The organism is Chitinophaga rhizosphaerae (genome assembly GCF_003958645.1).
Classification (GTDB): Bacteria; Bacteroidota; Bacteroidia; order Chitinophagales; family Chitinophagaceae; genus Chitinophaga; species Chitinophaga rhizosphaerae.
Map to the genome: position 1 here is coordinate 55,598 of NZ_RXLO01000011.1, position 21,990 is coordinate 77,587.

21 protein-coding genes are annotated in these 21,990 nt (G+C 55.4%); 8 read left to right on the forward strand and 13 right to left on the reverse strand.

Annotated features, from left to right (window positions below):
* Window positions 1-83: 83 nt before the first annotated feature.
* From EJ361_RS21615 to EJ361_RS21625, 3 genes are read right to left on the reverse strand one after another with little or no spacing between them, the layout of a single operon-like run.
* Window positions 84-2,036: a tetratricopeptide repeat protein gene (locus EJ361_RS21615; protein WP_126248239.1), complete on the reverse strand. Its 1,953-nt coding sequence runs from the start codon at window positions 2,034-2,036 to the stop codon at window positions 84-86.
* 12 nt (window positions 2,037-2,048) lie between these two features.
* On the reverse strand, window positions 2,049-2,699 hold the full coding sequence (locus EJ361_RS21620) for an SMI1/KNR4 family protein (protein WP_126248241.1): 651 nt from the start codon (window positions 2,697-2,699) through the stop codon (window positions 2,049-2,051).
* Window positions 2,689-2,958 (reverse strand): hypothetical protein, encoded by a 270-nt coding sequence (locus tag EJ361_RS21625; protein WP_126248243.1) that lies wholly within the window; start codon window positions 2,956-2,958, stop codon window positions 2,689-2,691. The genes EJ361_RS21620 and EJ361_RS21625 overlap by 11 nt, the downstream gene beginning before the upstream one ends.
* 249 nt (window positions 2,959-3,207) lie before the next feature.
* Here EJ361_RS21625 and EJ361_RS21630 point away from each other — a divergent pair, with 249 nt between their 5' ends.
* The 6 genes from EJ361_RS21630 (at window position 3,208) to EJ361_RS21655 (ending at window position 6,838) form a co-directional block, all read left to right on the forward strand.
* Window positions 3,208-3,528, forward strand: a complete 321-nt coding sequence (locus EJ361_RS21630; protein WP_126248245.1) for a DUF4870 domain-containing protein — start codon at window positions 3,208-3,210, stop codon at window positions 3,526-3,528.
* Entirely contained in the window at window positions 3,528-3,923 is a 396-nt protein-coding gene (locus EJ361_RS21635; protein ID WP_126248247.1) for a hypothetical protein, read from the forward strand. The genes EJ361_RS21630 and EJ361_RS21635 overlap by 1 nt, the downstream gene beginning before the upstream one ends.
* Before the next feature lie 6 nt (window positions 3,924-3,929).
* Window positions 3,930-4,688 carry a DUF2314 domain-containing protein gene (locus tag EJ361_RS21640; protein ID WP_126248249.1) on the forward strand — a complete coding sequence of 253 codons (759 nt, stop codon included), beginning with the start codon at window positions 3,930-3,932 and terminating at the stop codon, window positions 4,686-4,688.
* Window positions 4,689-4,941: 253 nt separating this feature from the next.
* Window positions 4,942-5,178, forward strand: coding sequence for a hypothetical protein (locus EJ361_RS21645; RefSeq protein WP_126248251.1), 237 nt, complete (start codon window positions 4,942-4,944; stop codon window positions 5,176-5,178).
* The gene (locus EJ361_RS21650) at window positions 5,166-6,389 is read left to right on the forward strand and encodes a hypothetical protein (protein ID WP_126248253.1); all 1,224 of its coding nucleotides are present in this window, start codon (window positions 5,166-5,168) and stop codon (window positions 6,387-6,389) included. Before EJ361_RS21645 ends, EJ361_RS21650 begins: the two co-directional genes overlap by 13 nt.
* The gene (locus EJ361_RS21655; protein WP_126248255.1) at window positions 6,386-6,838 is read left to right on the forward strand and encodes a hypothetical protein; all 453 of its coding nucleotides are present in this window, start codon (window positions 6,386-6,388) and stop codon (window positions 6,836-6,838) included. The genes EJ361_RS21650 and EJ361_RS21655 overlap by 4 nt, the downstream gene beginning before the upstream one ends.
* A gap of 50 nt (window positions 6,839-6,888) precedes the next feature.
* Here the strand turns inward: EJ361_RS21655 and EJ361_RS21660 are convergent, their stop codons facing one another.
* The 6 genes from EJ361_RS21660 to EJ361_RS21685 all read right to left on the reverse strand — a co-directional run bounded on the left by EJ361_RS21660 (window position 6,889) and on the right by EJ361_RS21685 (window position 14,095).
* Window positions 6,889-8,619, reverse strand: coding sequence for a RagB/SusD family nutrient uptake outer membrane protein (locus tag EJ361_RS21660; protein ID WP_126248257.1), 1,731 nt, complete (start codon window positions 8,617-8,619; stop codon window positions 6,889-6,891).
* An 11-nt stretch (window positions 8,620-8,630) separates the two neighbouring features.
* Complete coding sequence (locus tag EJ361_RS21665; RefSeq protein WP_126248259.1) at window positions 8,631-11,660, reverse strand: SusC/RagA family TonB-linked outer membrane protein; 3,030 nt, start codon at window positions 11,658-11,660, stop codon at window positions 8,631-8,633.
* A gap of 586 nt (window positions 11,661-12,246) precedes the next feature.
* The gene (locus EJ361_RS21670) at window positions 12,247-12,483 is read right to left on the reverse strand and encodes a hypothetical protein (protein ID WP_164714357.1); all 237 of its coding nucleotides are present in this window, start codon (window positions 12,481-12,483) and stop codon (window positions 12,247-12,249) included.
* The gene (locus tag EJ361_RS21675; protein WP_126248263.1) at window positions 12,480-12,827 is read right to left on the reverse strand and encodes a DoxX family protein; all 348 of its coding nucleotides are present in this window, start codon (window positions 12,825-12,827) and stop codon (window positions 12,480-12,482) included. Before EJ361_RS21675 ends, EJ361_RS21670 begins: the two co-directional genes overlap by 4 nt.
* A 58-nt stretch (window positions 12,828-12,885) precedes the next feature.
* Window positions 12,886-13,641: an SDR family oxidoreductase gene (locus EJ361_RS21680; protein ID WP_126248265.1), complete on the reverse strand. Its 756-nt coding sequence runs from the start codon at window positions 13,639-13,641 to the stop codon at window positions 12,886-12,888.
* Window positions 13,642-13,714: 73 nt separating this feature from the next.
* On the reverse strand, window positions 13,715-14,095 hold the full coding sequence (locus tag EJ361_RS21685) for a helix-turn-helix domain-containing protein (protein ID WP_126248267.1): 381 nt from the start codon (window positions 14,093-14,095) through the stop codon (window positions 13,715-13,717).
* Window positions 14,096-14,295: 200 nt separating this feature from the next.
* Here EJ361_RS21685 and EJ361_RS21690 point away from each other — a divergent pair, with 200 nt between their 5' ends.
* Window positions 14,296-14,958 (forward strand): Crp/Fnr family transcriptional regulator, encoded by a 663-nt coding sequence (locus EJ361_RS21690; RefSeq protein ID WP_126248269.1) that lies wholly within the window; start codon window positions 14,296-14,298, stop codon window positions 14,956-14,958.
* 19 nt (window positions 14,959-14,977) lie between these two features.
* Here EJ361_RS21690 and EJ361_RS21695 read toward each other — a convergent pair whose 3' ends face one another.
* Complete coding sequence (locus EJ361_RS21695) at window positions 14,978-15,433, reverse strand: OsmC family protein (protein ID WP_126248270.1); 456 nt, start codon at window positions 15,431-15,433, stop codon at window positions 14,978-14,980.
* A gap of 330 nt (window positions 15,434-15,763) precedes the next feature.
* On the opposite strand from EJ361_RS21695, the gene EJ361_RS21700 reads away from it, so the two are divergent.
* The gene (locus EJ361_RS21700; RefSeq protein ID WP_126248271.1) at window positions 15,764-17,254 is read left to right on the forward strand and encodes an endonuclease/exonuclease/phosphatase family protein; all 1,491 of its coding nucleotides are present in this window, start codon (window positions 15,764-15,766) and stop codon (window positions 17,252-17,254) included.
* Between the two features lie 125 nt (window positions 17,255-17,379).
* Here EJ361_RS21700 and EJ361_RS21705 read toward each other — a convergent pair whose 3' ends face one another.
* The 3 genes from EJ361_RS21705 to EJ361_RS21715 are packed head-to-tail and all read right to left on the reverse strand — an operon-like array spanning window position 17,380 to window position 21,969.
* Window positions 17,380-17,916 carry a hypothetical protein gene (locus EJ361_RS21705; protein ID WP_126248272.1) on the reverse strand — a complete coding sequence of 179 codons (537 nt, stop codon included), beginning with the start codon at window positions 17,914-17,916 and terminating at the stop codon, window positions 17,380-17,382.
* Between the two features lie 12 nt (window positions 17,917-17,928).
* On the reverse strand, window positions 17,929-18,420 hold the full coding sequence (locus tag EJ361_RS21710; RefSeq protein ID WP_126248273.1) for a hypothetical protein: 492 nt from the start codon (window positions 18,418-18,420) through the stop codon (window positions 17,929-17,931).
* Between the two features lie 18 nt (window positions 18,421-18,438).
* Window positions 18,439-21,969 (reverse strand): YncE family protein, encoded by a 3,531-nt coding sequence (locus tag EJ361_RS21715; protein WP_126248275.1) that lies wholly within the window; start codon window positions 21,967-21,969, stop codon window positions 18,439-18,441.
* Window positions 21,970-21,990: the final 21 nt, after the last annotated feature.

The window sequence follows — 21,990 nt, forward strand, 5'->3', positions numbered from 1 at the left end:
GGGATGTGACGGATGAAGGGGGGATTTATGCCGTGAAACTGACCCTGCCAGGACGGTATCGGGAAAGCGAAGACGTACCCCGGTCAGGCCATACTGCGGACGAACGCGTCGAGGTCCTCGTCTTTCGCCAATCCCAGTTTTTGTTTTATACGGTACTTGCTCATGCGGATGCTTTTCGGCTCAATCCCCATGATGCTGGCCATCTCTTTCGTGTTCCGTTTGAGGAAGATGCAGGCGCAGTATTTCAGGTCGAGGTCGGTCAGTTTATTGCCGGCCTTGTGTTGCAGGCGCTGGTAAAAGCCGGGATGTACGGCTTTGATACCGGTCTTGAGTTCCTCGAAATCGTTGTCCAGCCGGGTTTGCTGGTGCAGGAGCCGGTTGAGTTCCGTTCGTTTGATGTCGGGGCTGCGATGGTCTTCCAGTTTTTCTTTCAGGAGCTGGAGGATGTTATTTTTTTGTTCCACCTGCAGCGCGCCGGCCATTACTTCCTTCTGCAGGATTTCGTTCTGTGCCAGAATGATGGCCTGTTCGGTTTGCAGGCGGGCGGCTTCTTCGGCTTTGAGTTTGGCTTGTTCTTCCTGTAGTTGCGCGTTCAGTTCGGCGTTTCGTTTCCCGGTTTCGAGCGTACGGTTTTCTTCCGCTTTCAATTTGGCGTGGAGGCGGGCTTCTTCTTTTTCCAGTTCCAGCAACTGGCTGCGTTGAAGGGAATACCGCAACCGGAAATGATAGGACCGGAACATGAACAGCAAACCCGCCAGCAGTGCGGCTGCGATGGCGATGTAAAGATATTTCTGCCGCCGGTGGAAGGATTCGCTTTCCTTGAGGAATCTGATCTCCTGTTCCTTTTCCTTGGCGAGATATTGCGCTTCGAGTTTTTTGCCGGCGCTGCTTTGTTCTGCGTCGTAGACGCTTTTGTAATCGGCCAGGTAAAGTTTATGATACTGCAGCGCCTTTTTAAAATCATTCCTGCGTTCGGCGAGGTCAGACAGGTCGTGATAGATGCTGGAGCGGATGTAATAGTCCGGCATGGGATCTCCCGCAAAAAGCGATAGCGCCTGGATAAGATAGGTTTCCGCGAGCTGGAAGTTGCCGCTGCGTTTGGCGTCTTCGTTCATCAGTCCGTAAGCCGAGGCCTGGAGGCGCTTGTCTTTGTCTTTGGTGGCGTAATTGAACGCCAGCATGGCGTATTTGCGGAGGGAATCCGTTGTTTGTGCGGACGCGGGAAAATGGCGGTTGTACGAATCGGCGAGATTGATGCAGGGAATGGTGATGAGTTGCACCATGCGCATGTAGGGCTCGTTTTGCAGGTATACGGCCACGGAACGGCGGTATGCGTTCATGGTGGAATCGAGTAGGGATGAGTTCTTCGCACCGGTTTTCATGTATTTGTCGTGCGCCGCCGAGCCGATGGCCTGCCAGGATTCGCAGATATTGTTGGGGTCGCGGCTTTGCAGCGCGGCTTCGAGCGACAATTGTGCGTAATGGCCTTCTTTTTCAATGTCTTCCCAGGTGGAGAAGATCGTATAGATGGCGTAATAGATCGAAGCCCGCAGCGCGTGGTCTTCTTCTTTTTTAATGAACGCCAGCGCCTTCAGGAAAGCGGCCATCGCTTCCTTTTCGTGGTTGTCCATATTGAGGTCGCGCCCTTTGTTGTACCAGGCCCAGGCTTTGGTGCGGGCGTCGGTGGTTTGGCCGGCAAAGAACAGGCTGCTGTCGGCGTCGCGGATATTTTGGGGAACGTCGCGCAGTTTGAGGTAAATGCTGGCCCGGGCTACGTAAGCGTAGACCTTGTACCGTGCATCGCTTTCGGCGGAAGCGAGCGTCAACGCGCGGGCCGCCAGGCGAAAGGCTTCCGTGGTGTCGTAATAGCGGACGGTATGGGCCAGCAGGCTCAGCGGAACGATCTTGTCGCGGTCGGCGGCGCCTTCCCGGTTCACGATCGCGTACAGGCTGTCGGTGTAGCGGTTTTGCGCGGCGAGGGGTAGCGCCCGCATCAGCACGACCGTCAGCAATATCTGGAGAAAGCGCTTGCTCATTCGGATATGGATTTACAGGGAGGTATCCCAGTTCAGCGGAATGCTTTTCAGCAGCTGCCGGTGCAGATAACCGTCGTTGGAAGCGAGGTAAACGCACAGCGGCGCGCCTTTGTCGTTGGTTGGCACCAGCGCGATGGCGGTGTTGTTTTGCAGGAAGAAACGGTAGTATTGATGGGTGATGCCCTTTACCTCCGTCCATTCGTTTTCCAGTCGGCGGATGGTGGCTTCGGTGAGGCCTTCCGCGAACGCGAGGTGCGCCAATCCGCCCATACCGGCCTGTACATACGCCATCGACCAGAGGAAATGTTCCATCGTATCCGCGTCCAGCAGCCATTCTTCGCGGTCTGCATCGTAGCTGCCATATACGGCGGGGTCGGGCTTTCCGAAGTCTTCATGATCGATCCCCCAGATCACCAGATCCTGGTTTTCGGTGTAAAACACGAGCATGCCGCTGTCTGAGAGGTACAGTTTTTCCGGCGGCAACAGCCGGTTGAAGGCGGAGTTCAGGGCTTCGAAGCGGCCCATCGTGCTGTAATAGTCCCGCAATACGGCCGGTAAACGGCAGCCTAGGCGGGTTTCGGCGGCGGCGATGTCGGTTTCTTCAAATCCCTGCGGATTGTCGGGGAGGGAGAAGAGCTGCCGGAGGAGGGGTTTATAGGTCATGCTGTTTCAGTACGAGTTTGTATTCGCGTTTGAAGCTTTTTTTTACGATGCCGGGCACGAAAGGCAGGCCTTCCAGGCAAAGCTGGAAAAGGGGGAACATGGGTTGGCCGGACCTGTAGAGGGGAATGGCCTCGTTCTCCCGGTACAGGAACACCGGCGATACCCAGCTTTCCGTCAGCGCCTGCGTAGGCCTGTACCCGCCGGTACTCATCCCGGTGGCCTGGCGGCTGATATGGCTTTTTAATTGTTCCTTGTCCATGCGAAACGAAATTAATGAATTAAGCGAGCCGGTCGTCTACAACGCAAATATAAAGTGCTGTGGCTCAGTTTGGAAAGTTGTAGACACTTTGTAGACGCTTCCGGTTTGGGGATGTAGACGCTTTGTAAGTGCTGTTTATTTGGAAGGGAACGGCTGCGGGCGCAACTTTGCCGAACCGGAATTCCGGCCTTTCATCATCCCGAAAAACACACCGGCCCCAGGGCCGGTCTAACATCAAACATCACTTTTATGGACAAAAAAACACAATCCATCGTAGCCTACATCACCATCATCGGCTGGATCGTTGCGCTGCTGCAGTACAACAACGGAAAAGACGCCGCCGTGCGCTTCCACCTGAAACAATCGCTGGGCGTCATGATCCTCGGCGTGGCGCTGGCAGTGGCGGTCACCGTCGTAACTACCATCGTTCCGGCATTGGGAATACTGGCTTATGCGAACACCTTCGTGCTCATCCTCTGGATACTGGGCATCATCAATGCCGCCAACGGCGCGCAGAAACCATTGCCGCTCGTGGGCGGGTTCGCGGAAGCAAAGCTCAATTTCTTTTGATGACGTACACCGTCGCGCACCTCGACCCCGGGTTTACCGCCGGAAACGGCAAAAAACTTGCACAATACCGGGATGCGGGTTGCTTGCCGGCATCGGTTCAGACGAACGAAGCCCTCGTCTGCCACCTACTCCAGCTGCTGACCGCCCTCCATCCCGCGCTGGCCGAGGTGCTGGACGTGGAATTGCTGTCCGGGAACCGCGTGCGAACGGTTTTCAGCTGGCCCGAAGGCCCCTTCTGCGTAAGTCTGCTCCGGCCTTTTACAAAACGGCACAAAGGGGCGAACCTGGACCGGAGCCGGGGAAAAGATCCGCATTACGGCCCGGCAAGCCCCGCTATCGAACAATATTCCTCACCGCTGGCGCCCGGGCAATACCTGGCGGCAGATATAAAATGATCAGTGATGAAAGAAAATATCTTTTACACCAATGGAGACAGCCCTGTCATGCTCCAGGCCATCGCCAAAGCACAGGAAACATTCAAATACTGCTGGCGCGAACTGAGCTGGGAAGCCCGCCGCATCGTGCCCGCACTCGACCTGGCCTACGTTAAGATCGCTTTCGTACAGCCATCCGGGGTTCCCGATAAACCGAAAGTCGAATATATGTGGGTGGCCGATATCGGATTCGACGGCGACCTCATTTATGGAACGCTTATCAACTCGCCCGGCATTGTCAGTAATGTGGCAAAGGGCGATGTGATCGAAGCGCCGCTTAACCGGCTGTGTGACTGGCTTTTCGCCAGCAACGATACGCCGTACGGCGGTTTCAGCATCCAGGTGCTGCGCAGTGAAATGGACGAAGATGAGCGGGATGCGCACGACGAAGCCTGGGGGCTCGATTTCGCTGAGCCGGACACGGTATTCGTGGTGCGCGACGAAGAAACGGATCCCTCGGCCCAGGTGGAACATCCCATGAGCGTTAACATGAAAGACAGCCTGCGAGACTTCCTGCAGAAAAATCCCGCGGAGGCCGGCAAGGCCGACGAAGAAGGATATACCATGCTGCACCGCGAAGCTATCGCCGGCAACAGGAGCACGGTGGAAGCATTGCTGCAGGCGGGCGCCGACAAATCCGCCCAAACCCGTTCCGGTAAAACGGCGCTTGATTTCGCGCGGCAACTCAACTGGCAGCATCTCCTTCCGCTTTTACAACCTGCCTGATCGATAAACGGCTGAAGACAAGGCCGGCGCCCCCGGGCGCCGGCGGTTTTTACGTATTTTCAAACCTTCCTGCAATGGAAAATACCCTGCTGTATCCCGATCCGGCCACCGTGTTCGCCGATCCCGCCACGGCCATGTATTTCAAACCGCTGCTGACCGTGATGGGCCAAACGCCCGTCCACCAAGCGGGGTGGGGGGACTACCGGGCCGGAATTTGTGCCGGCGGAAGGGTTTTTCGTTCACCCGAAAGGTTATGCGGAAGATTTGCTGCAAATCGGCGCAGTGGCCTTGTTCGAACCCGGTAATCCCGACGTGCCATGAGCATATTATTATTTTGCCTGCAACTGATGCGTTTGATGTGCTGGAAACGGAATTGAAAATGCTGCTGGTCAATATGGATAGCAAGGGCCGCATCTGGGTCTGGCGCTATGATCCGGCAGCCGGCGAAATGGAATTGCAAACCCTCACACCATCCTTATGGAAGCAATAATCGACCAACTGGAAAAGCTCGCCAGGAAAGCGTTCCAATCCGGCAATAAATTCGATTTTATCGACCCTGCATATGAATTATGCGGGCAATTGGAAGAACTGGAATCGCCCGCTACGGCCCTGGAGCCATTGTTCCGCCTCATCGAGCGATGCCCGGAAATAGACTTCGGCGGGCCGGGTCCGTTGGGCGCCTTCCTCGAATCATTCTACGATAGCGTGTACGAGCCGCAGCTGCTGGCTTCTTTAGACCGGAAACCAACCGTCTACACCGTTTATCTCCTCGACCGCGTTGCGCGAGACGATAACAATCCCCGGCAGGCGGAACTTCTGCAGCGTTTGGTAAAGCTCGCGGAAGATGCGGCACTGCCCGCCCGGGTGCATCACGAAACTATGGCATGTATCCGTGCGGCCGCGGAAGAACTGCATCCCTGGGATGCAAATATCGCCGCGGGCATTACCGCGGCAAAGCAGGTGATCGCGGAAGAGGACCGGTTGCAGGAGGAACGGCAGCGGAACGAATCACCCGCGCCGGGAGGTACCGTTCTTTATCAAGGCATCACTTGTAAACTGATCAACCGGTCGTCCGCCGAAATCCTCATGCCCGTCATCCGCGATCTGCCCGGATATGAGAAACCGTACGATGTCTGGGCCGAAAATGTTCCCGGTAATGCTTTTTACCTGGTGGTGGAGGGAGATGCGCGGGCGGAGGATTTTTCCATTACGTCGGATATTCCCGGAATGGAAAACCTCACTGTCCTGGGTTGGATTTTTATTCGCGGCCTGATCATTCGCGATCGACTGATATCCTCCTCCAACGTGCCTTTGATCGTGTTCGGAGATGTAGCGTGCCCGCAAATCCGGCTTCAGGGCGGCCGGCATTATTTCGGCGGAAATGTAACCGCCGGTTTGATCTGGGCGGGTGGATCCACCATTTGTTTCGACGGAAGCGTAACTGCTAAAGTGGTCCTCGCCGATGCCACGCCCGTTTTCATCCGGGAAAGAACACCAACAACCCGTTTGATCAGCATGATGGGGATGAATTTTTATTCCATGGACGCTGCGGTGGGAGAATGGCTGCAAACGCCCGGTACCGCGGAGCTTCGCGAAGTGTTTCTTCCCGAATTGATCGCCCAGGACGAAGACGGCGACGATATCCTGGCGGAAGCCCCTGCCATGGAGCGTATCCTTCAAAATAAATCCTTACTGAAATGAACTGGAAAATATACATGGCCGCCGCGCTGGTGATAGCTTGCGTCATCCTGATCAGTTCCTGCTATGGCACGCGGAAAACCCTGCTCTTCGAAAACAGGGTACATCACTGGAAAGTATATTTCATCAAAAAACGGCATTTCTCCATCGGCACATACGCCCATTATGAAGTATTCTACAAAGGCGTGCAATTGGTCCTTCCCCAGGAAATTACCGACGGAAAGCGCGCCGTCAGCGAATTCACATCGGCCGTTGCCATCGACAACCGCAGCAGCCAGTTCGGGACATTGATCGTTGCATTTGAAGGCGATTTTCAGCGGGACGACGGCGTGCCGTTCAGGTCGTTCATCACACTACATATCCGGCCAGACGGCAAAGATGGATTGATCGTGCACAATCCCTGCAACGGCCACGAAGCACAAATGGAAATTGTGCAGGAATCCCCCGAATAAAAAACTGCCAGGCTGAAAGCACAGCCTGGCAGCAATTATAGCGGATACGCTTACTTGTATTCGGGGTTCTGGGTGATCACCGCACCCGTATTCCGTTCGATTTCCGAGAAAGGAACCGGCCAGAGGTTGTGGTACGGCTGGATGGTGAGACCTGATTTTTCATTGTATTTCTTGTCGCGGTCGTACAGCAGGCCCATGCGGCAAAGCGTTACCATGCGCAGTTCTTCCACGTACAATTCCCGCAATCTTTCATCGAGGAGATAATCGATCGTTACGTCGGCCTCCGCCACAGGAGCGGCGTTAGACCGGGCGCGTATCTTGTTGATGTCTTCGGCCGCTTTCGATTTATCGCCTTTCTTAATATATGCTTCGGCGCGGAGGAGGTAAGTTTCGGCCAGGCGCATGAGGTACGCGTCTTTGCTATACACGTCGCCGCTGGAGTTGAACAGCAGCCGGCCGGCGAAGGGCGATTTCAGGGGATTGCCGTTCGCGTCTTTCTGGATCACTTCTATCGGAAAATCCCCTTCGGAGAAAGTCGCTTTTTTGAGAACGGGGTACCAGCTCCTGATGGTATCGGCAAAGTTGGCCGCCTTGGCCTTGAACCCGTCTTTCACATACCATTTCCCATACGCATCGGAATTTTTCGGCACGCCATCCATGATGAAATCGCGGACGATGTTGTATTCGCTGTTCCGGATATCGTTGGGATCGGTCCAGATGTCGTACAGGAAATATTTCGTAGGCCGTATCCACCCGATGCCGCGCCCCGCGAGCAGGTCGTTGAAGGCCAGAACGGCGGGCTGGCTGGAAGGAGGCGCTCCGTTGACGGACGTCATCACCCGGAGGTTGGTCAGGTTGGGCATGATGGCCCATTGGATCACGTCGCGCGCGGGCGCTGCGGGATTGAGATAATCGGTCTGGATCACGAAAATGCCTTCTTTGTTGCCGCTGGTACGGTTTTGATTGTTCAGCTCGAAGAGATCGCGGTACACGTCGCCCGCCTTGCCGGCCCGGCGGCCGAAACGCTGCGTCATGAGCGACAGCGCCGGATGGTTGATGACCTGCGTAGCGGCATTGATGGCATCGTCATAGGCTTTCAGCGAGATCAGTACTTCGGTGAGCAGGTGGCTGGCGGCCTGCTTGTTGACGGCGCCGTCTTTCACGGCATCGATGTCTTTGAGGTACAGCAACGCTTCGGTGAGGTCTTTGCGGCAGAGGTTGTACACTTCGTCGCGCGTGGCCCGCACGTAATCCGTCCGCGGGATGGTGATTTCCTCCGTGATAAGGGGCACGCCGCCATAAAGGTTGGCGAGCAGGTTGTAGCCCCATGCGCGGAAGAACAGCGCCTGCGCCTTGAAGGAATTCCGGTCGGCCTCGGAAAGCGCCGTAGCTTTAGGCACCCGGCTGATGATGACATTGGCGTTCGAGATAACGGTGTACACGTTCTGCCAGATCACTTCCACCACGTTGAAAGTAGGCACCATGGTGTTTTTATAATCGTTGAGCTTCACCGGCGGGTTGTAATCGGTAGCGTTCACCGCGAAATCCGTAGCGTACCGCAGCGAAAAGTTCGCGTCGAGGTTGATGCCGCCGAACAGGATGTGGCGCATGCGGTTGTGCAGGTAGTTGGTGGCCGACTGGAAATCCGCCGCGGTATTGAGTGCATTATCGGGCGTATAGAAATCGAGTGGTTCCTCTTTGAGGAATTTCTCGGTATTGCAGCTGGCGACGAGCATTATTGCGAAGGCGGTCATGCAGCCGTATCGGAAGATCTTGTTCATGGGTTCGAAGTTTAGAATTCAACATGTAAACCAACGGTATAGCTCCTGAGCAGGGGGAACGCCTCCATATTGAGGCCAGTGCCGGTTTCGGGGTCCCAGCCATCCCAATCGGTGAAGGTGAGCAGGTTCTTTCCGTTCAAATAGGCGCTGAGGCGGCTGATGCGCAGCTTCTGCGTGATGGACGCGGGCAGGGAGTAGCTGAGCGTTACGTCTTGCAGGCGAACGAAGCTGCGCTGCACATATGGCGAGAACGATGCATCTCCCAGCGCGGCGGTGTAATATCCCGTCTGGCGGTACCTGGCGCCCGGGTTTTCGGGCGTCCAATAGTCGAATTTGAAGAAGTTGCGGTTTTGCATGTTATCCGGGTTAGGCAGCGTGGAGCCAGGCTGGCCGTAGTAATATTTTTTGCCGCCCTGTATGGAGTTCACGAACATTTTGAACTCGAAAGCCTTGTATCGTAGGGTATTGAGCACACTGAAGCGGTATGAGGGATCCGTGTAGCCGAGGATCTTCCGGTCTGCCGAAGCGGTATACGACCCGTCGCCGTTCACATCTTCCACTTTATACGTGCCATATGTAAACCCGCCGGGAATGATGCCGGCGTTCTTGTCGGCCACCTGCCACATCCCGATGATGTTGTAATCGTACGCCACGCCGTAAGGCTGGCCGATAAAGATCTTCGAGGCCACGAGGTCGTCTTCCTTCCCGTCCTTGTTCGCATCTATGCCAGTGATTCTCGCCACCTTGTTGCGGTTCAGCGAGAAACTGGTATTCACGTCCCAGGAAAAGTCTTTTTTACGGACCGGCGTACCGTTCAATGCCAGTTCGACGCCGCTGTTCTCCAGCTTTCCGACGTTGAAGGGAATGCTCGTTTGGCCGTTGACCGACGGAATGTTGACGGTATACAGCAGGTTGGAAGTGTTGGCCGTGTAATAATTGATTTCGCCGGAAAGGCGGCCGCTGTAAAGGGAGAAGTCCAGCCCGAAATTAAGCGTTTTGGTGGTTTCCCATTTCAGGCCCTGGTTGGCGAGGCTGCCGATGCCCTGGCCCTGGAGCGCCAATCCGCCGTCGCCGAACAAATAACCGTTGGCGATGGAGGCGTTCATGCGCGAAAGCGTTTGGTAGCGGCCTACGGTGCGGTTGCCGTTGGCGCCGTAGCTCAGGCGGAACTTGAGATCGTCGATTTTCCCGAGTTTGCCCCTGGCCCAGGGCTCTTCGGTGATCCGCCAGGCCACCGCGGCGGAGGGGAACACGCCGGTCTTGTTGCCGGGCCCGAAGCCGGAGAAACCATCGTTGCGCACCGTTCCCGTGAAAACGTACCGGTCTTTGTAGCTATAGATCAACCGGTACATCTGGTAAAGGCTGGTTTCTTTCCAGGCGTCGGAGCTGACGGTCTGCAAGCTGGGTTGTCCTGCCTCCAGGCTGTTGTAGCCGAGCGCGGGATTGGCGAAGTTGCTGGCGGCGGCGAGCGTTTGCTCGAAATTCCGCTTCTCGAAACCGTAGACGAAAGTGGCATTCACGTGGTGGTCCCCGAATTCGCGGCGGTAGTTGACGATATGGTCGAGCGTCTGGCTGTATTGGGACGAGTCCATCTTGCTGCCGCTCCCCGTGAAATTGGCGCCGTACAGGTTGAAGTTGAACTGTTTGGCGGTGATATAGTTCTGCCCGAAATTGACGCGGTAGGTGAGCCCCCTGATCCAGGGGATCGTGATATCCGCATACATCAGCCCGAACAGGTTATACCGTTTGTCGAGGTTATGCTGCTGCGTTTGAAGAATGGGGTTGAGGTTGGAGCCGTCTGGCAGGCGTACCGGTTTCCCGGTAGAATCATAGGCAGACAGGAAGGGCGTATTGCGGATGACGGTCGTCAAAGTCGGCGCCACGCCCGAATAATCGCTGATGCTGTAACTGGATTGAACGCCTACTTTCAGCCAGCTCGCCACTTTGCTTTCCAGGTTCACCCGGAAGCTGTAGCGTTTGTAAGTATCGTTGACGATGATGTTTTCCTGGTTGGTATAGCCGAGGGAAAAGAAGTAGGCGGTGTTTTCCGAGCGGCCGGAAACGCTCACGTCATGGTTTTGCATGAGCGGGTTCCGGTTGGTGAGCAGTTTCCACCAGTCGGTGTTCACGCCGGCCTGGAAGCCTTTGGCGGATTCGGCGGACATGCGGGTGAGCGGGTCCCAGTCTGGGTTTGGCGCGTCGAGGTTGGCGCCGGTACGGCTTTCGTTGATCCATCGGTCGGCCACGAACTGCAGGTATCCTTCTTTATTGAGCGGGAGCATGTCGCGGTTGGAAACCTGCGAAAGCGTAAGGGCGCCATTGTAGGAGATGAGCGGCTTTTTGCCGGCGCGCCCCGTTTTGGTGGTCATGAGCAACACGCCGTTCGATGCCTGGGAGCCATAAATGGCCGTGGCGCTCGCGTCTTTCAACACGGCTACCGAGGCGATGTCTGCCGGGTTGATGTCTGCCAGGTTGCCGCGGAAGATGATGCCGTCCAGTACGATCAGCGGACTGGTAGTGCCGCTCAGCGATGTGCGGCCGCGGATGCTTACCGACGGACTGGAGCCTGCGGTGGTCACGGCGCCCACGTTCAGCCCCGGAACGGAGCCTTGCAGGGATTGGAGGATGTTGACGTTCGGTGATTCGCGGAAAGCCGTGAGGTTGGCCCGGGCGGTGGTGCCCGTGATGTCTTTTTTCCGGGCGGTGCCATATCCGATCACCACCACATCGGTGACGATGGTTTCTGCCTGGCGCTCCATGATGATCCGGAGCGGGCTGCCGTTGTAGGTGATATCCTGCGGTGTAAAGCCGACGTAGGTCAGCCGCAGTACCGTTCCGGATTTTACCTGCAGGGTGAATTCCCCTTTTTCGTTGGTCTGCGTGGCTTTGGTGCCATCGCTGCTGCGGACCGAAACGCCCGCCAGCGGGAGGTTCCCCACATCGGTGACGCGCCCGGTGGGCGACTGTCCGTAACCTGCGGCGCAGCCGCAAATGGAGAGGATGGTCAGCAACATCGTCTTGAACGTCGTGTGTAGCATCATCGTTAGGATTTTTGATCGTTTAAAAAGTGGATGGGAACAGCAATACCCGTCCGCAGGGAGGTTTCCATCTCCCCGGAAGCGAATCCATACTGTTATTTCAATCGATTGTATTGTGGGCCGTCAAAGCGGGCCGGACATAGTTCGGCGAAACATCATAACGTAGTTTTAGATGATTTGGAATGTGTGGAAATCGGAAGCCCCGGCAGTTGGTTTCGCCGGAAGTAAATGATCTTTTTTAGTAGGGTGAATACGTGTTTTGATCCTGGTGTTCTCGCAAATGTTTGATGAAGTACGTATGGTGCTTGCCCGGTATTCTTCAGTTTTTCAAATCGTGGTTGCATCGGGTTGCCGGACCGCAGCAGGAAACAATGATATGAAAAAATATCATCCGGACAATATGGTGCGCGGTATAAATTATGGAGTTGTGAATAAACAATGCGGATTGATCAAAATTCAATCATAGCTGTAGACGGGGAAAAATACGTTCCGGCAACTGCCGGTTCGCATAACCAGGCTTCACTGGATATCGTTGATCAAAGAAAGGATGTATTATGTCAGCCGGATCGTCTGCGCAAATTCCTTCATTTTATTGAAAAGGGGCAACATCGTGCTGGGGAACGGAGCCTTTGAAGATGAGGCTGTGCCTGTCGTTGGAGATGACGATCAGCTCGGCCTTACGGCGATCCGTCTGCGAAGCCGGCCCGAAAGTGCATTCGACTGCTTTCAACCCGTTGATCTTCCGGGTGGTGATATTTTCATCGGTCGGCCCCAACTTTGTCTTGCACGCTAAGGTGAAACCGGCCATCCATCGGCCTACGCTCACCGCGGCAAAGGATGCTGCAAATAGATAATGACGAAATTCAGCAGCAGGAACGGCAGTTCGATCGCCACGCCTTTCATATCTCTATCTAGCAGGTGGAAGCACATGATCAGCAAAATTCCCGCTGCCATGAGGAAATTGCCCCACACGAACGTTTTCGGGAACAGGATGAGCACGGCGGCGATGATGGTAACGGCGCCGTTGATCATCAGCCCGGTTTTATTGAACCCCCATTTCGAGAACATGGCCAGCATTTCACTTTTACAGGAAAGCATGGCGTAACCCTGTTTGATGCCCATGAACACGGCAAAGAGGATCAGCGCGGCATTGATGAATTTGAGGATCATAAGCGGTTTGTTTAAAACGTTAAGGCGCCCGGCCGGGCGCCTTAACGTTGATGTTAATTTACCGGGTGGTATATCCGCCATTGGCGAAAATCGTTTGGCCGGTGATCCACCATCCGTCCGATACGAGGAATTCGATAAGCGGGGCGATGTCCCGGATATCGGTGAGGCCGCCGAGTGCCGAGGCGGATTTGTGGTAGGCAACGGCTTCGGGCGTTTCCTGGCCGTAGAAGAACGGCGTATCCATGGGCCCCGGGCCAACGGCGGTCACGGAAATGCCCCGGCTGCCGAATTCTTTGGACGCGGCCCTGGTGAAATGCTCGACAGGGGCCTTCATCCCGCCGTACGTAGCGTAAAAACCGGTGTAGGCAGCCAGCAGGGAGGTGACGATCGTGCAGATCTTCCCGTTGTCGTTCAGTTTTTTTCCAGCTTCCTGGAGGAAGAAATACGCCACTTTCGCGTTGATGTCGCTCATACTGTCGAATTCCGCTTCCGTGGTGTCTACCATGGGCTTCTTCAATACTTTGCCCACGGTATTGATCGCGATATCCACCCCTCCGAATTTTTCGATGCCGGCGTCGAAGAGCTTGGTGATATTCGATATGCTTCTGAGGTCTGCCTGTACCAACACCGCTTCCGCACCTGCTGCGCGCACATCGGCATAGGTTTTTATCGCATCGGCGCCGCTGCTGTCGCTATTGTAATGGATCACCAGGTTAGCGCCCTTTGCGGCGAAATTCCGGCTGAGCAAGCCTCCCAGGTTTTTTGCGCCGCCGGCTATCAGTATCGTTTTCCCTTTTACGTCGTTTCGTGCCATGATCGTGAGTTTTTTTTGTGAACTCAAAATTCAGCACTATTGACGGATGCATTATGGTGAACTTTTCGGTATTTTATTTTCCCTTGTTTTGGGATTTTCGGAATTCGCCCGGCGTTTTGCCCGTCCATTTTTTGAAGAACTTGGAAAAGTTGGACGGGTCGTAGGTCAGTTTCATGGCCACTTCGGCGATAGATACTTCCTGGTCGGCAAGCATCACTTTCGCTTTCTCGATAATTTTCGCATCATAGAAATGACAAGGGTGATTCCCTTTTTCCTTTTGAACGATGTCTGTAAGATGCTGGTGCGACACGGCCAGTTCCCGCGCGATCTGGTTCAGCTCCAGGAATTCCGGCGCTGCGCCTTCCAGCACATCATCGATATGGCGGTTGATGAAATCAAAATACCGCAGTACGATCGCGGTGCTCCTTTTCTCTTTCGTTTCATTATGCTTCATCGTATGCCGGGGTTGGGTGTAAGATGGATTTGCTGTTTAAAATACGCAAAATCCCGGGTTAAATGGAGTTGTTGCATTATGAATTGATAATCAATATGTAATGGCATATCGGTAGCTTACGGATGATCTTGACGCGAATCATCCCGGCCCCCGTATGAGATCATCGTTTCCCGGCCGGGAATGGGGCAATTTAGCGGATCATGGATGCAAACCAGGAAGAAATCAGGACACTGCTCAACCGGAGCTACCCCTTGCTGCCGGAGCCGGTGAAAGACATCATCTGCCGATCGGCCGCCCTGTTGCCCGCCAGGAAAGGGGAAACGATCGCACGGCAGGGACAATGGCTGCGGAACGCCATCCTGGTGGGTTCGGGATATATGAAGGTGTACCGCGAAGGGCCGGAGGGAGAGATATTTATGTATTACCTCGAAGCAGGGCACGCCTGCGCCATGACCTTCGTCTGTGCACAGGGCAGCGAAGTGAGCGGGGTGATGATCACGGCGCTGGAAGACAGTCTCGTCATCCTCCTGCCGCTTTCGGTGATGGACAGGCTCATGCGCGAAAGCCACGACTGGAACCAGTTTGTGGTGAATACTTACCGCGCGCGGTTCGATAGCCTCCTGCAGGCGTTCGACAGCGTCGTTTTCAAAAAGCTGGATGAGCGATTGCTGGATTACCTCCATGCCCAGGTGTCCCGCGTCAATAGCCGAACCCTCCAGATCACGCATCAGCAAATCGCCGACGATCTGCATTCCACCCGGGAGGCGGTGTCGCGGTTACTGAAAAGCATGGAGCAGCAGGGGCTTCTGGCCATCAACCGCAACAGCCTGTTATTGAAAACCGGCATCGTCCGGAAGCGGTAGGAACGATGCCGGCAGGCCATCAGGCGCTCATTTCCGCGGGTTTATTGGAATACAGGACGGTCCCGTTGTATACCACGTCCCAGCTCAGGGGCAATATCTTTTTCAACATATCGCTCACGCCGCAGAATTTCTCCTGGGAATCCTGTACCGCCTGCAATGCCGCGCCGGAAGCCGTTTCCGGGCCTTCGAATATATAGTCGAGATGGATGGCGGTATATTGCATCGGGTGGCCGGTCGACAACTGGCCCCGCACCTTCACGTCGAAATTGGTAATTTCCTGATGCGCCTTGCGCAGAAGGGCAATAACGTCCATCCCCGTGCAGCCGGAAAGGGCGGTCAATACCAGCGGTTTGGGAATAGGGCCGTTGTTTTCGCCGCCGGCTTTTTCCGGGCCGTCCATAATGATGGTGTGACCATTGACGAGGGAGTTGAATTGCATTTTGCCCATCCATTGGGACACGATTTCGTGTTGCATGATGTGTTTGGGTTTTGATTGTTGAATACGGCCCAAAGTTCCCATCTTCCCGGCCGGCGTTTAGTAACATCGATCACATAGCGCAATTTTCAGCGCGCGAAATCTTAGCGCGCATCTTCCGAACTCCCTTCACATATTCGTTCCGCGAATGAAGCCTGGGAAGCACGATAGCATCTGCGGACGTAATGGCCGGCCATGCGCGCTTCCGCTTGTGGGATGGGGGCTTGCGGCTTATAGCGAAAGCCGTATATTTGGATGGCGGGACGGATGTAAGTATGATAAGCAACCGGACGGGCCCGCGCATCCTTCCATTTAATGTAAATACTGATCATGCGTTTTCCATGTATATTGGCGGTAGCGGCCATGTTCGCGGCTACGAAGGCCTCGGGCCAGGCAAGGGTAGCCCTGCACGGTTTCGATTCCGTTTCGGTCTCCACCACCACAGGCATCGCCGGCAAGGCGTTAGACCTCAGCAGTACCGCCGCCACAAGGCACCCCGTTACATTCCCCTATGCCCTCCAATCGCATGCAGGATCGTATAGCGTACAGGTTTGGGTAAAGACCGGTGAAGGTTCGTCGAGGTACACATTTTTGGAAGCAACGTCTGCCGGGAACGGCTGGCGAATAGGTATCCAGGAAAACGGCGCATGGTTCTGGGAAATGCAGCAGGGGAAAACGGCGTATCGCTATCAGCCCACCCCGCTACGCCAGCAAATCCGCGACAAACGCTGGCATCAGCTCACATTCTGCCATCATGTCGACAAACAGGAAGCTACCCTGTATTTCGATGGAAGGCAGGTAGCCATTTATAACATAGAAGGTATTTCCAAAGCCACCGGCGCCGATACATTGTTTGCCGGCGGGCGCCCGCAGGGCGACCGTGGAGAATGGAACACTTTTCCCGGGCAGCTGGATGAAGTAACGTTGTTCGACGGCGTACTTTCCCCCGCAAGCGTGGCGGCTTCCTGGCGCAGGCATTTCCCGCTGCCGCCCGAAAAGCGCCTGCCGGCGGGGAAACAACTGTCGGTCATGAACTTCAACATCTGGCACGGCGGCAATGAAACCGGGAAAGACGCAGGGCCTGCGCGGGTGGTGGATATCATCCGTCAATCCGGCGCCGACATCGTGTCTATGCAGGAAACCTACGGTTCGGGCGAGAAGATCGCGGATGCGCTGGGATATTATTTCTATCTCCGCAGCAGCAACCTCAGCATCATGAGCCGTTTCCCGATAGACTCCACTTTGCCGGGCTCCCGTTCGTTCTTCAATGGCGGCGCATTGATCCGGCTGAACGATAAGGCGAAAGTCGCCTTCATCACCAACTGGCTCAGCTATCCTTTCGATTATTGGGCCATGCTGGAGAAAGGGGAGAAGCTGGAACTGGATACGCTCGTCGCCGGCATGAAAACCCACAATGCCGCGCAGCTCACTGCCACGCTGGAAAAGTTATCACCCGTGATTCAACGGGCCAGCGATGTGCCCGTCATTTTCTGCGGCGATCTCAACAGCGGTTCGCATCTGGATTACGTCGAAAAGACGAAGCATTTGAACGGCGGGCTGGTGGTGCCCTTCCCGCAAAGCATCTACATGGCGGAAGCGGGGTTTACGGACAGCTACCGGAAAGTGCATCCCGATCCGTTGAAAGACCGCGGCACCACCTGGAGCCCTGAATTCACCACGGCGTTCAAAGACCGGATCGATTATATTTATTACAAAGGCGAAAAACTCCACCCCGTAAAATCGTTCCTCATTGATCGCCACCCGGTAAAATATCCGTCGGATCATGCGGCGCTGATCACCGTGTTCGACTGGAAACCTTAACCATGGACATAACCGACAAGCCGCTGGCCGGAAAGAACCCTTCGGGAAGTTGACCCGGAAGGCCGTCGTGAAAGCAGCAAAACCCGCTGCATGAGCGGGTTTTGCCAGTTGTAAAGCCCCAAAAACTATTTCTTCAGTTCAAACGGAACGCTTCCCACGATCATGATCTTTTTGATGGGAATGCCTTGCGGATTGGAATGGATTTCTGCGGGAGAAGCGTAGTAATTCACGTCTGCCAGGTATTGCGGCGCTACGCGTTTTACATGCTCGATGAAATCGGCCCCCGTGCCATTGGTGCCCACGATCGGGATGATGTTGGCGCCATCGGGCGGATCGGTTTTGCCTTTGTAGTATTTAAACGTAATGGTGGAATCGAAATTGTCCGGCCAGCGCACCTGTACGGTGGGCGCGAAGTTGGGGTTCGGGATGGCCTGCCTGGGGAAGATGATGGTGTTCTGCGCATCCGGGCCGGGCACGGAAAACTCGATTTCGCCATCCGTGGGCAGGTTCTGGCATTGCACGCCGATGTTCAGCAGGCCGCCGTTTTCTGCGCCGTAAATGGTCGCGTAGTTTTCGATGGTGGGTTGCGTGGCGTCAACTTCTATCGTGTTTTTCCAGCCAACGTTGGGATGCGTCAGGATGAAGTTGGCCATGTCGTTCACCGTGCCGATGCTTTACAGGTCGGGCGGTTCCAGCTGGTCGTCGCCGTTCTTCACCCACGCCACCAGGCAATAGTGGTTATCCTGCCGCGGAGGTGTCCATTTGAACGGCTCGATCGTGGCGGCCAGCCCCTGCGCCTGCGCCACCACCTGCGCGGCGTTGATGGGTACGTTGGTGCCTTCGGTATGCATAATGGTATCCATCTTCCAGTTCTGCGGCCACAACACGATACTGGTATCCACATAATACAGGTAGATCGTGGAAGTGATGCCCACCTGTTCCGTGTTGATACCGCGGGCATACACGAAGTTGGTTTGCAAAGGCGTCTGGTTGTCGCCATCGGGCAGGCCCTTGTTGTAATTGTCCATATCCAGCAGCGACAGCGGATCTTTCAGCGGCACCGTCCCGGAAATACAGATGTCGGGCGATTGCGTCCAGCTGGGGCCTTTCGCATTGTCGGGCGTTTCGCCAACGTAGTCCCTGATAAATAGTCCTTGGTATCCCATAAGAAAAAAATTTAAGGATTAGGAATTGATTTGAAACACTTGTGCAATATTGTTGCTGTTTACACAGGCCAGGTAAATGGAAGAGGCATCCGGCAACATCGTGATGCCCATGGGGTAGCGGAGGTCGCGCTCCCAGGAGAGCGTTTGCACGATACGGAGCGATTCGGTGCTCACTACCCTTACGCCGGTAATGTCCGCGTCGGTAATGAACAGCCGGCTGCCGTCTGGCGAAATGCATAAACGCTGCAGGTTGATCACCGTGCCGTAGGAGTCGGGATATTTGTATTCCCGCAGCTCCTGTTTCGCAATGTCGATCAGCAGGAAACTGGTCATCATATTGGTTTGCGCCAGGATGTACACCGTTCCGTTGTCTGGAGACACTACCATGGATTTGGCGATGCTCGTGATCGTGTAGATCTTGGAGGATGGCTGGTAAGTTCCGCCGGCATCCCGGTTGATCGTGTAAATGTTGCCTGCGAACGCGTCCAGCACAAATACCGCAGAACCGTCCGGTGTATTGGCCAGCAGGATGGTGTTGGATTTTACGGTGGATACGAACAGGTTGTTGTCGGAAACCACGGTGTAAATATTCGCATTCACATCGCAGGCGTACGTCACCAGCGCATGCTGCCCGGTGGCTTCTTTTACGACCAGGTACATATAATCGCCGGCGGCAGACATGGAAATATTGATCGGTTGCCGCGTGACGCCGCCCGTACCGGTCGGAATGGGTATTTTCAGCTGCGAAGCGAACGTAGTGGCATCCAGCACTTCCACTGAATCGTCTGCACTGGCGATGAGGAAGAGCTTTTTAACAGGTATCTGCGGTGAGAACACGCAACCGATCACATCGGTGGTGTTCATCTTGTTCACCACGGCGCCCGTAGCTACGTTGTAAACGTACAGCCCTTTGGAATAGGTGCCCTTGCCGATCGTGATCAGGGCATTGTGCCAGGACACGACGGATTTGTTGTCGTTACTGATCACCACATCCGTCGGCAGATTGCCCACTTTCACCGGCGCGTTCTGCATCTGGTAATTGATGAGCTTGATCACCGTGAGAGACGGGTCAGTGCTGCTCGCGGCAAACACCATGGCGTCGTCGGTCGAGAGGGAAATCCCCGCCGGAATGTTCACCGTCGGAATGCCGGCTTCCAGGATTTTGCAATTGGAAACTCCGGCGCCGCAGCTCACCAGCGTCACGGTGTTGCTGCCGGCGTTGGTGACAAATGCGTACGCACGGCTGGTATCCGTGTCTATGCCCATGGGCGAATTGCCGAGCGGCAGCTCCTGGCGCAGCGACGAGCCCCTGTCGTCGTGATGCACCGCGATGAGCTTGTTGCTGCCCTTGCAAACCACGAGCAACGTATCGCCCGTTGGGTCGCCCACGGCCACGTCTACCGGCTGCGAATCCAGGTCGGAAATGTTGCGGATGAAATTGAAACTGTCGTCCAGCGAGCTGTACCCCACCACGGAAACGTTGTTGCTGCCCGCATTGGCCACATACACCAGCGCGCCGGTGGGGTCGGTTGCCAGGCCCATGGCGGAAAGCCCTACCGAAACATCGTTTTTTACGGAGAAAACGGTGTCGCTCAGTTTTTCGATCACGATCAGGTGCCCCTGCTGGTCTTCCGTATCGTTACAGGTCACGAAAACATAGTCTTCGTCCGGCCCTACTGCGATGTGAGCGGGAGGATTGTCGAGCGGAACGGTGCAGACGATGCCGAAACTATAGGAAGCGGTACGCTCGTTATACGTTACCCCGATCACGGTAAGCGTACCGTTATCTTCCACTGAATACAGGTATTTCCCATTCGTGGAAAACAGGATGTCTACCGGTTTGCCGCCTACACGGATGGGATCTGTGTAACGGTCGTAGGTCAGCGAATTGAGGATTTCCACGCTGTTGGCCGACTGGTTGATGGCCGCTACGAATTGCGCGTCTGGAGAGGCTACGACCTGTTTCGGAACGAAATCGATGTTCACGTTCCGCGGCTCCTGGTCAAACGCCTGGATCAGCACGCTGCGTTGCAGTTCGTATAGCTTCGCGGAGTTTTTCGGGACGATCGACCACATCCCCGGGTTTTTCACTGACTTGTACAGCGTTCCCGATTTGTCGACCGGCTCTTTGGTGTTATCGCGGACGTTGACGAGGTACACGGCTTCGTTGGTGTCTACGTCCCAGTAGAACTTCACATCGTGCGGGAAATCCTTTTTGTAAATGGCGGTTGGGGTAGCTACGAAAGAGTTGATCTCGGGCAGCACGTTCGCCGTTACGGTTTTCATCACCGTATTGCTCGGGCCGCCGGCGCCATTGGCCACCAGCGTGATGTCGGTGGTTTCGGTAAGGAGGGCTTTGTAGCTTGTCACCTTCGTCACGTCTTCGTAGAACGGCATCAGCGTCAGCAGCTTGAAGTTTTTGGCCGACCAGCTCACCGTTACTTCCGCCACACCATTCTGCACGATGGCGGGGTTGGGCGTGATGGTGATATTATCGATGGCTACATGGGGGATTTTGTTCAGCAGGATGTAGTAAGACCCATCGTTGTACCCGGGAACGTCCTGGTATTGCACGAACATGAGCGTGGGCCCCGGCTCGAAGGTGGTCACGATCTGGTCGATGTCTATCTGCACAACGGATTTGGTGCCGGTGCCGATGATGGGCTGGCCGTCTGGAGGAACCATGAGCCAGCAGGGGTTTTGCTGGTCCGCGTTTTGAGTGATGACCCAATCGCCGGCGTTCTGGCCCTGCCGTACCTTAATTTTCGCGGCGGATGCGGGCGTCGTCAACGCACCGTATCCCGGCCAGTCGGCTGCGTACACGAACGATACGGTGAACACCGTTTTCGGCCCGGCTTTCACGACAGCTGGCGAGGGCCCGGGCTTGAAGATGAAGGAAATACTGTTCATCACCGGATCGTACCCATCGATGCTGTTGAAAATATCGCTGGCGGAATTGAGCTCGCAACCGATGGCGGCATTGAGGTCTTTCTGGCCGTCGGGCGCATTTTGCAACAGTACCTTGAAGAACGATACCTCCGGGAGTTTGCCGCTGGAAGCCGGGCTCACCCTGAAACAGCTCACGTTCAGGCTGGCATTGGGCGCCGCCGGCGGATTGCTCATCGTTAACCCGTTGATGGCAATGTTGATCGCATCGCCCGCGCCACTGCCCAGCGTGATGTTTTTCGTGGGCGTCATGCAGATGAGGTCGTCTTCCGGGAACAGTTCAAACTGCCAGCCGGTCGCCGCACAGGCCAGGGCCCCGAATTCGGCAGCGGTGAGCTGCAGCGCGCTGAGGTCGAGGTACAGGATCGACCCCGTGGCCTTGGGAGCATCGCTTTTGGGAACGAGCTCGCCGGGCGTGAATGTGGCATCACCGATATTTAAGGTGATGGCGAGCGAGAGCTTGTTTACCGCCGGGTCTGTCGTAATGTATATCGTATTGGCGGCCGACGGGTTCCCCATCTCGAAAGACAGCTGCGGCAACGTGCCCTGCGATGCTTCTGTGGCATGTGTCAGTTGCGGCAGTTTGTTTTGTAATGTTTCCATATGCGTGTATTAAATGTTTTG

Coding starts and splice junctions, on each gene's coding strand:
- EJ361_RS21690 (WP_126248269.1), top strand. CDS start 14,296: ATGGATGCAAACCAGGAAGAAATCAGGACACTGCTCAACCGGAGCTAC.
- EJ361_RS21620 (WP_126248241.1), bottom strand. CDS start 2,699: ATGACCTATAAACCCCTCCTCCGGCAGCTCTTCTCCCTCCCCGACAAT.
- EJ361_RS21715 (WP_126248275.1), bottom strand. CDS start 21,969: ATGGAAACATTACAAAACAAACTGCCGCAACTGACACATGCCACAGAA.
- EJ361_RS21700 (WP_126248271.1), top strand. CDS start 15,764: ATGCGTTTTCCATGTATATTGGCGGTAGCGGCCATGTTCGCGGCTACG.
- EJ361_RS21630 (WP_126248245.1), top strand. CDS start 3,208: ATGGACAAAAAAACACAATCCATCGTAGCCTACATCACCATCATCGGC.
- EJ361_RS21695 (WP_126248270.1), bottom strand. CDS start 15,433: ATGCAACACGAAATCGTGTCCCAATGGATGGGCAAAATGCAATTCAAC.
- EJ361_RS21650 (WP_126248253.1), top strand. CDS start 5,166: ATGGAAGCAATAATCGACCAACTGGAAAAGCTCGCCAGGAAAGCGTTC.
- EJ361_RS21680 (WP_126248265.1), bottom strand. CDS start 13,641: ATGGCACGAAACGACGTAAAAGGGAAAACGATACTGATAGCCGGCGGC.
- EJ361_RS21635 (WP_126248247.1), top strand. CDS start 3,528: ATGACGTACACCGTCGCGCACCTCGACCCCGGGTTTACCGCCGGAAAC.
- EJ361_RS21615 (WP_126248239.1), bottom strand. CDS start 2,036: ATGAGCAAGCGCTTTCTCCAGATATTGCTGACGGTCGTGCTGATGCGG.
- EJ361_RS21710 (WP_126248273.1), bottom strand. CDS start 18,420: ATGGGATACCAAGGACTATTTATCAGGGACTACGTTGGCGAAACGCCC.
- EJ361_RS21640 (WP_126248249.1), top strand. CDS start 3,930: ATGAAAGAAAATATCTTTTACACCAATGGAGACAGCCCTGTCATGCTC.
- EJ361_RS21655 (WP_126248255.1), top strand. CDS start 6,386: ATGAACTGGAAAATATACATGGCCGCCGCGCTGGTGATAGCTTGCGTC.
- EJ361_RS21685 (WP_126248267.1), bottom strand. CDS start 14,095: ATGAAGCATAATGAAACGAAAGAGAAAAGGAGCACCGCGATCGTACTG.
- EJ361_RS21660 (WP_126248257.1), bottom strand. CDS start 8,619: ATGAACAAGATCTTCCGATACGGCTGCATGACCGCCTTCGCAATAATG.
- EJ361_RS21645 (WP_126248251.1), top strand. CDS start 4,942: ATGCGGAAGATTTGCTGCAAATCGGCGCAGTGGCCTTGTTCGAACCCG.
- EJ361_RS21625 (WP_126248243.1), bottom strand. CDS start 2,958: ATGGACAAGGAACAATTAAAAAGCCATATCAGCCGCCAGGCCACCGGG.
- EJ361_RS21675 (WP_126248263.1), bottom strand. CDS start 12,827: ATGATCCTCAAATTCATCAATGCCGCGCTGATCCTCTTTGCCGTGTTC.
- EJ361_RS21665 (WP_126248259.1), bottom strand. CDS start 11,660: ATGATGCTACACACGACGTTCAAGACGATGTTGCTGACCATCCTCTCC.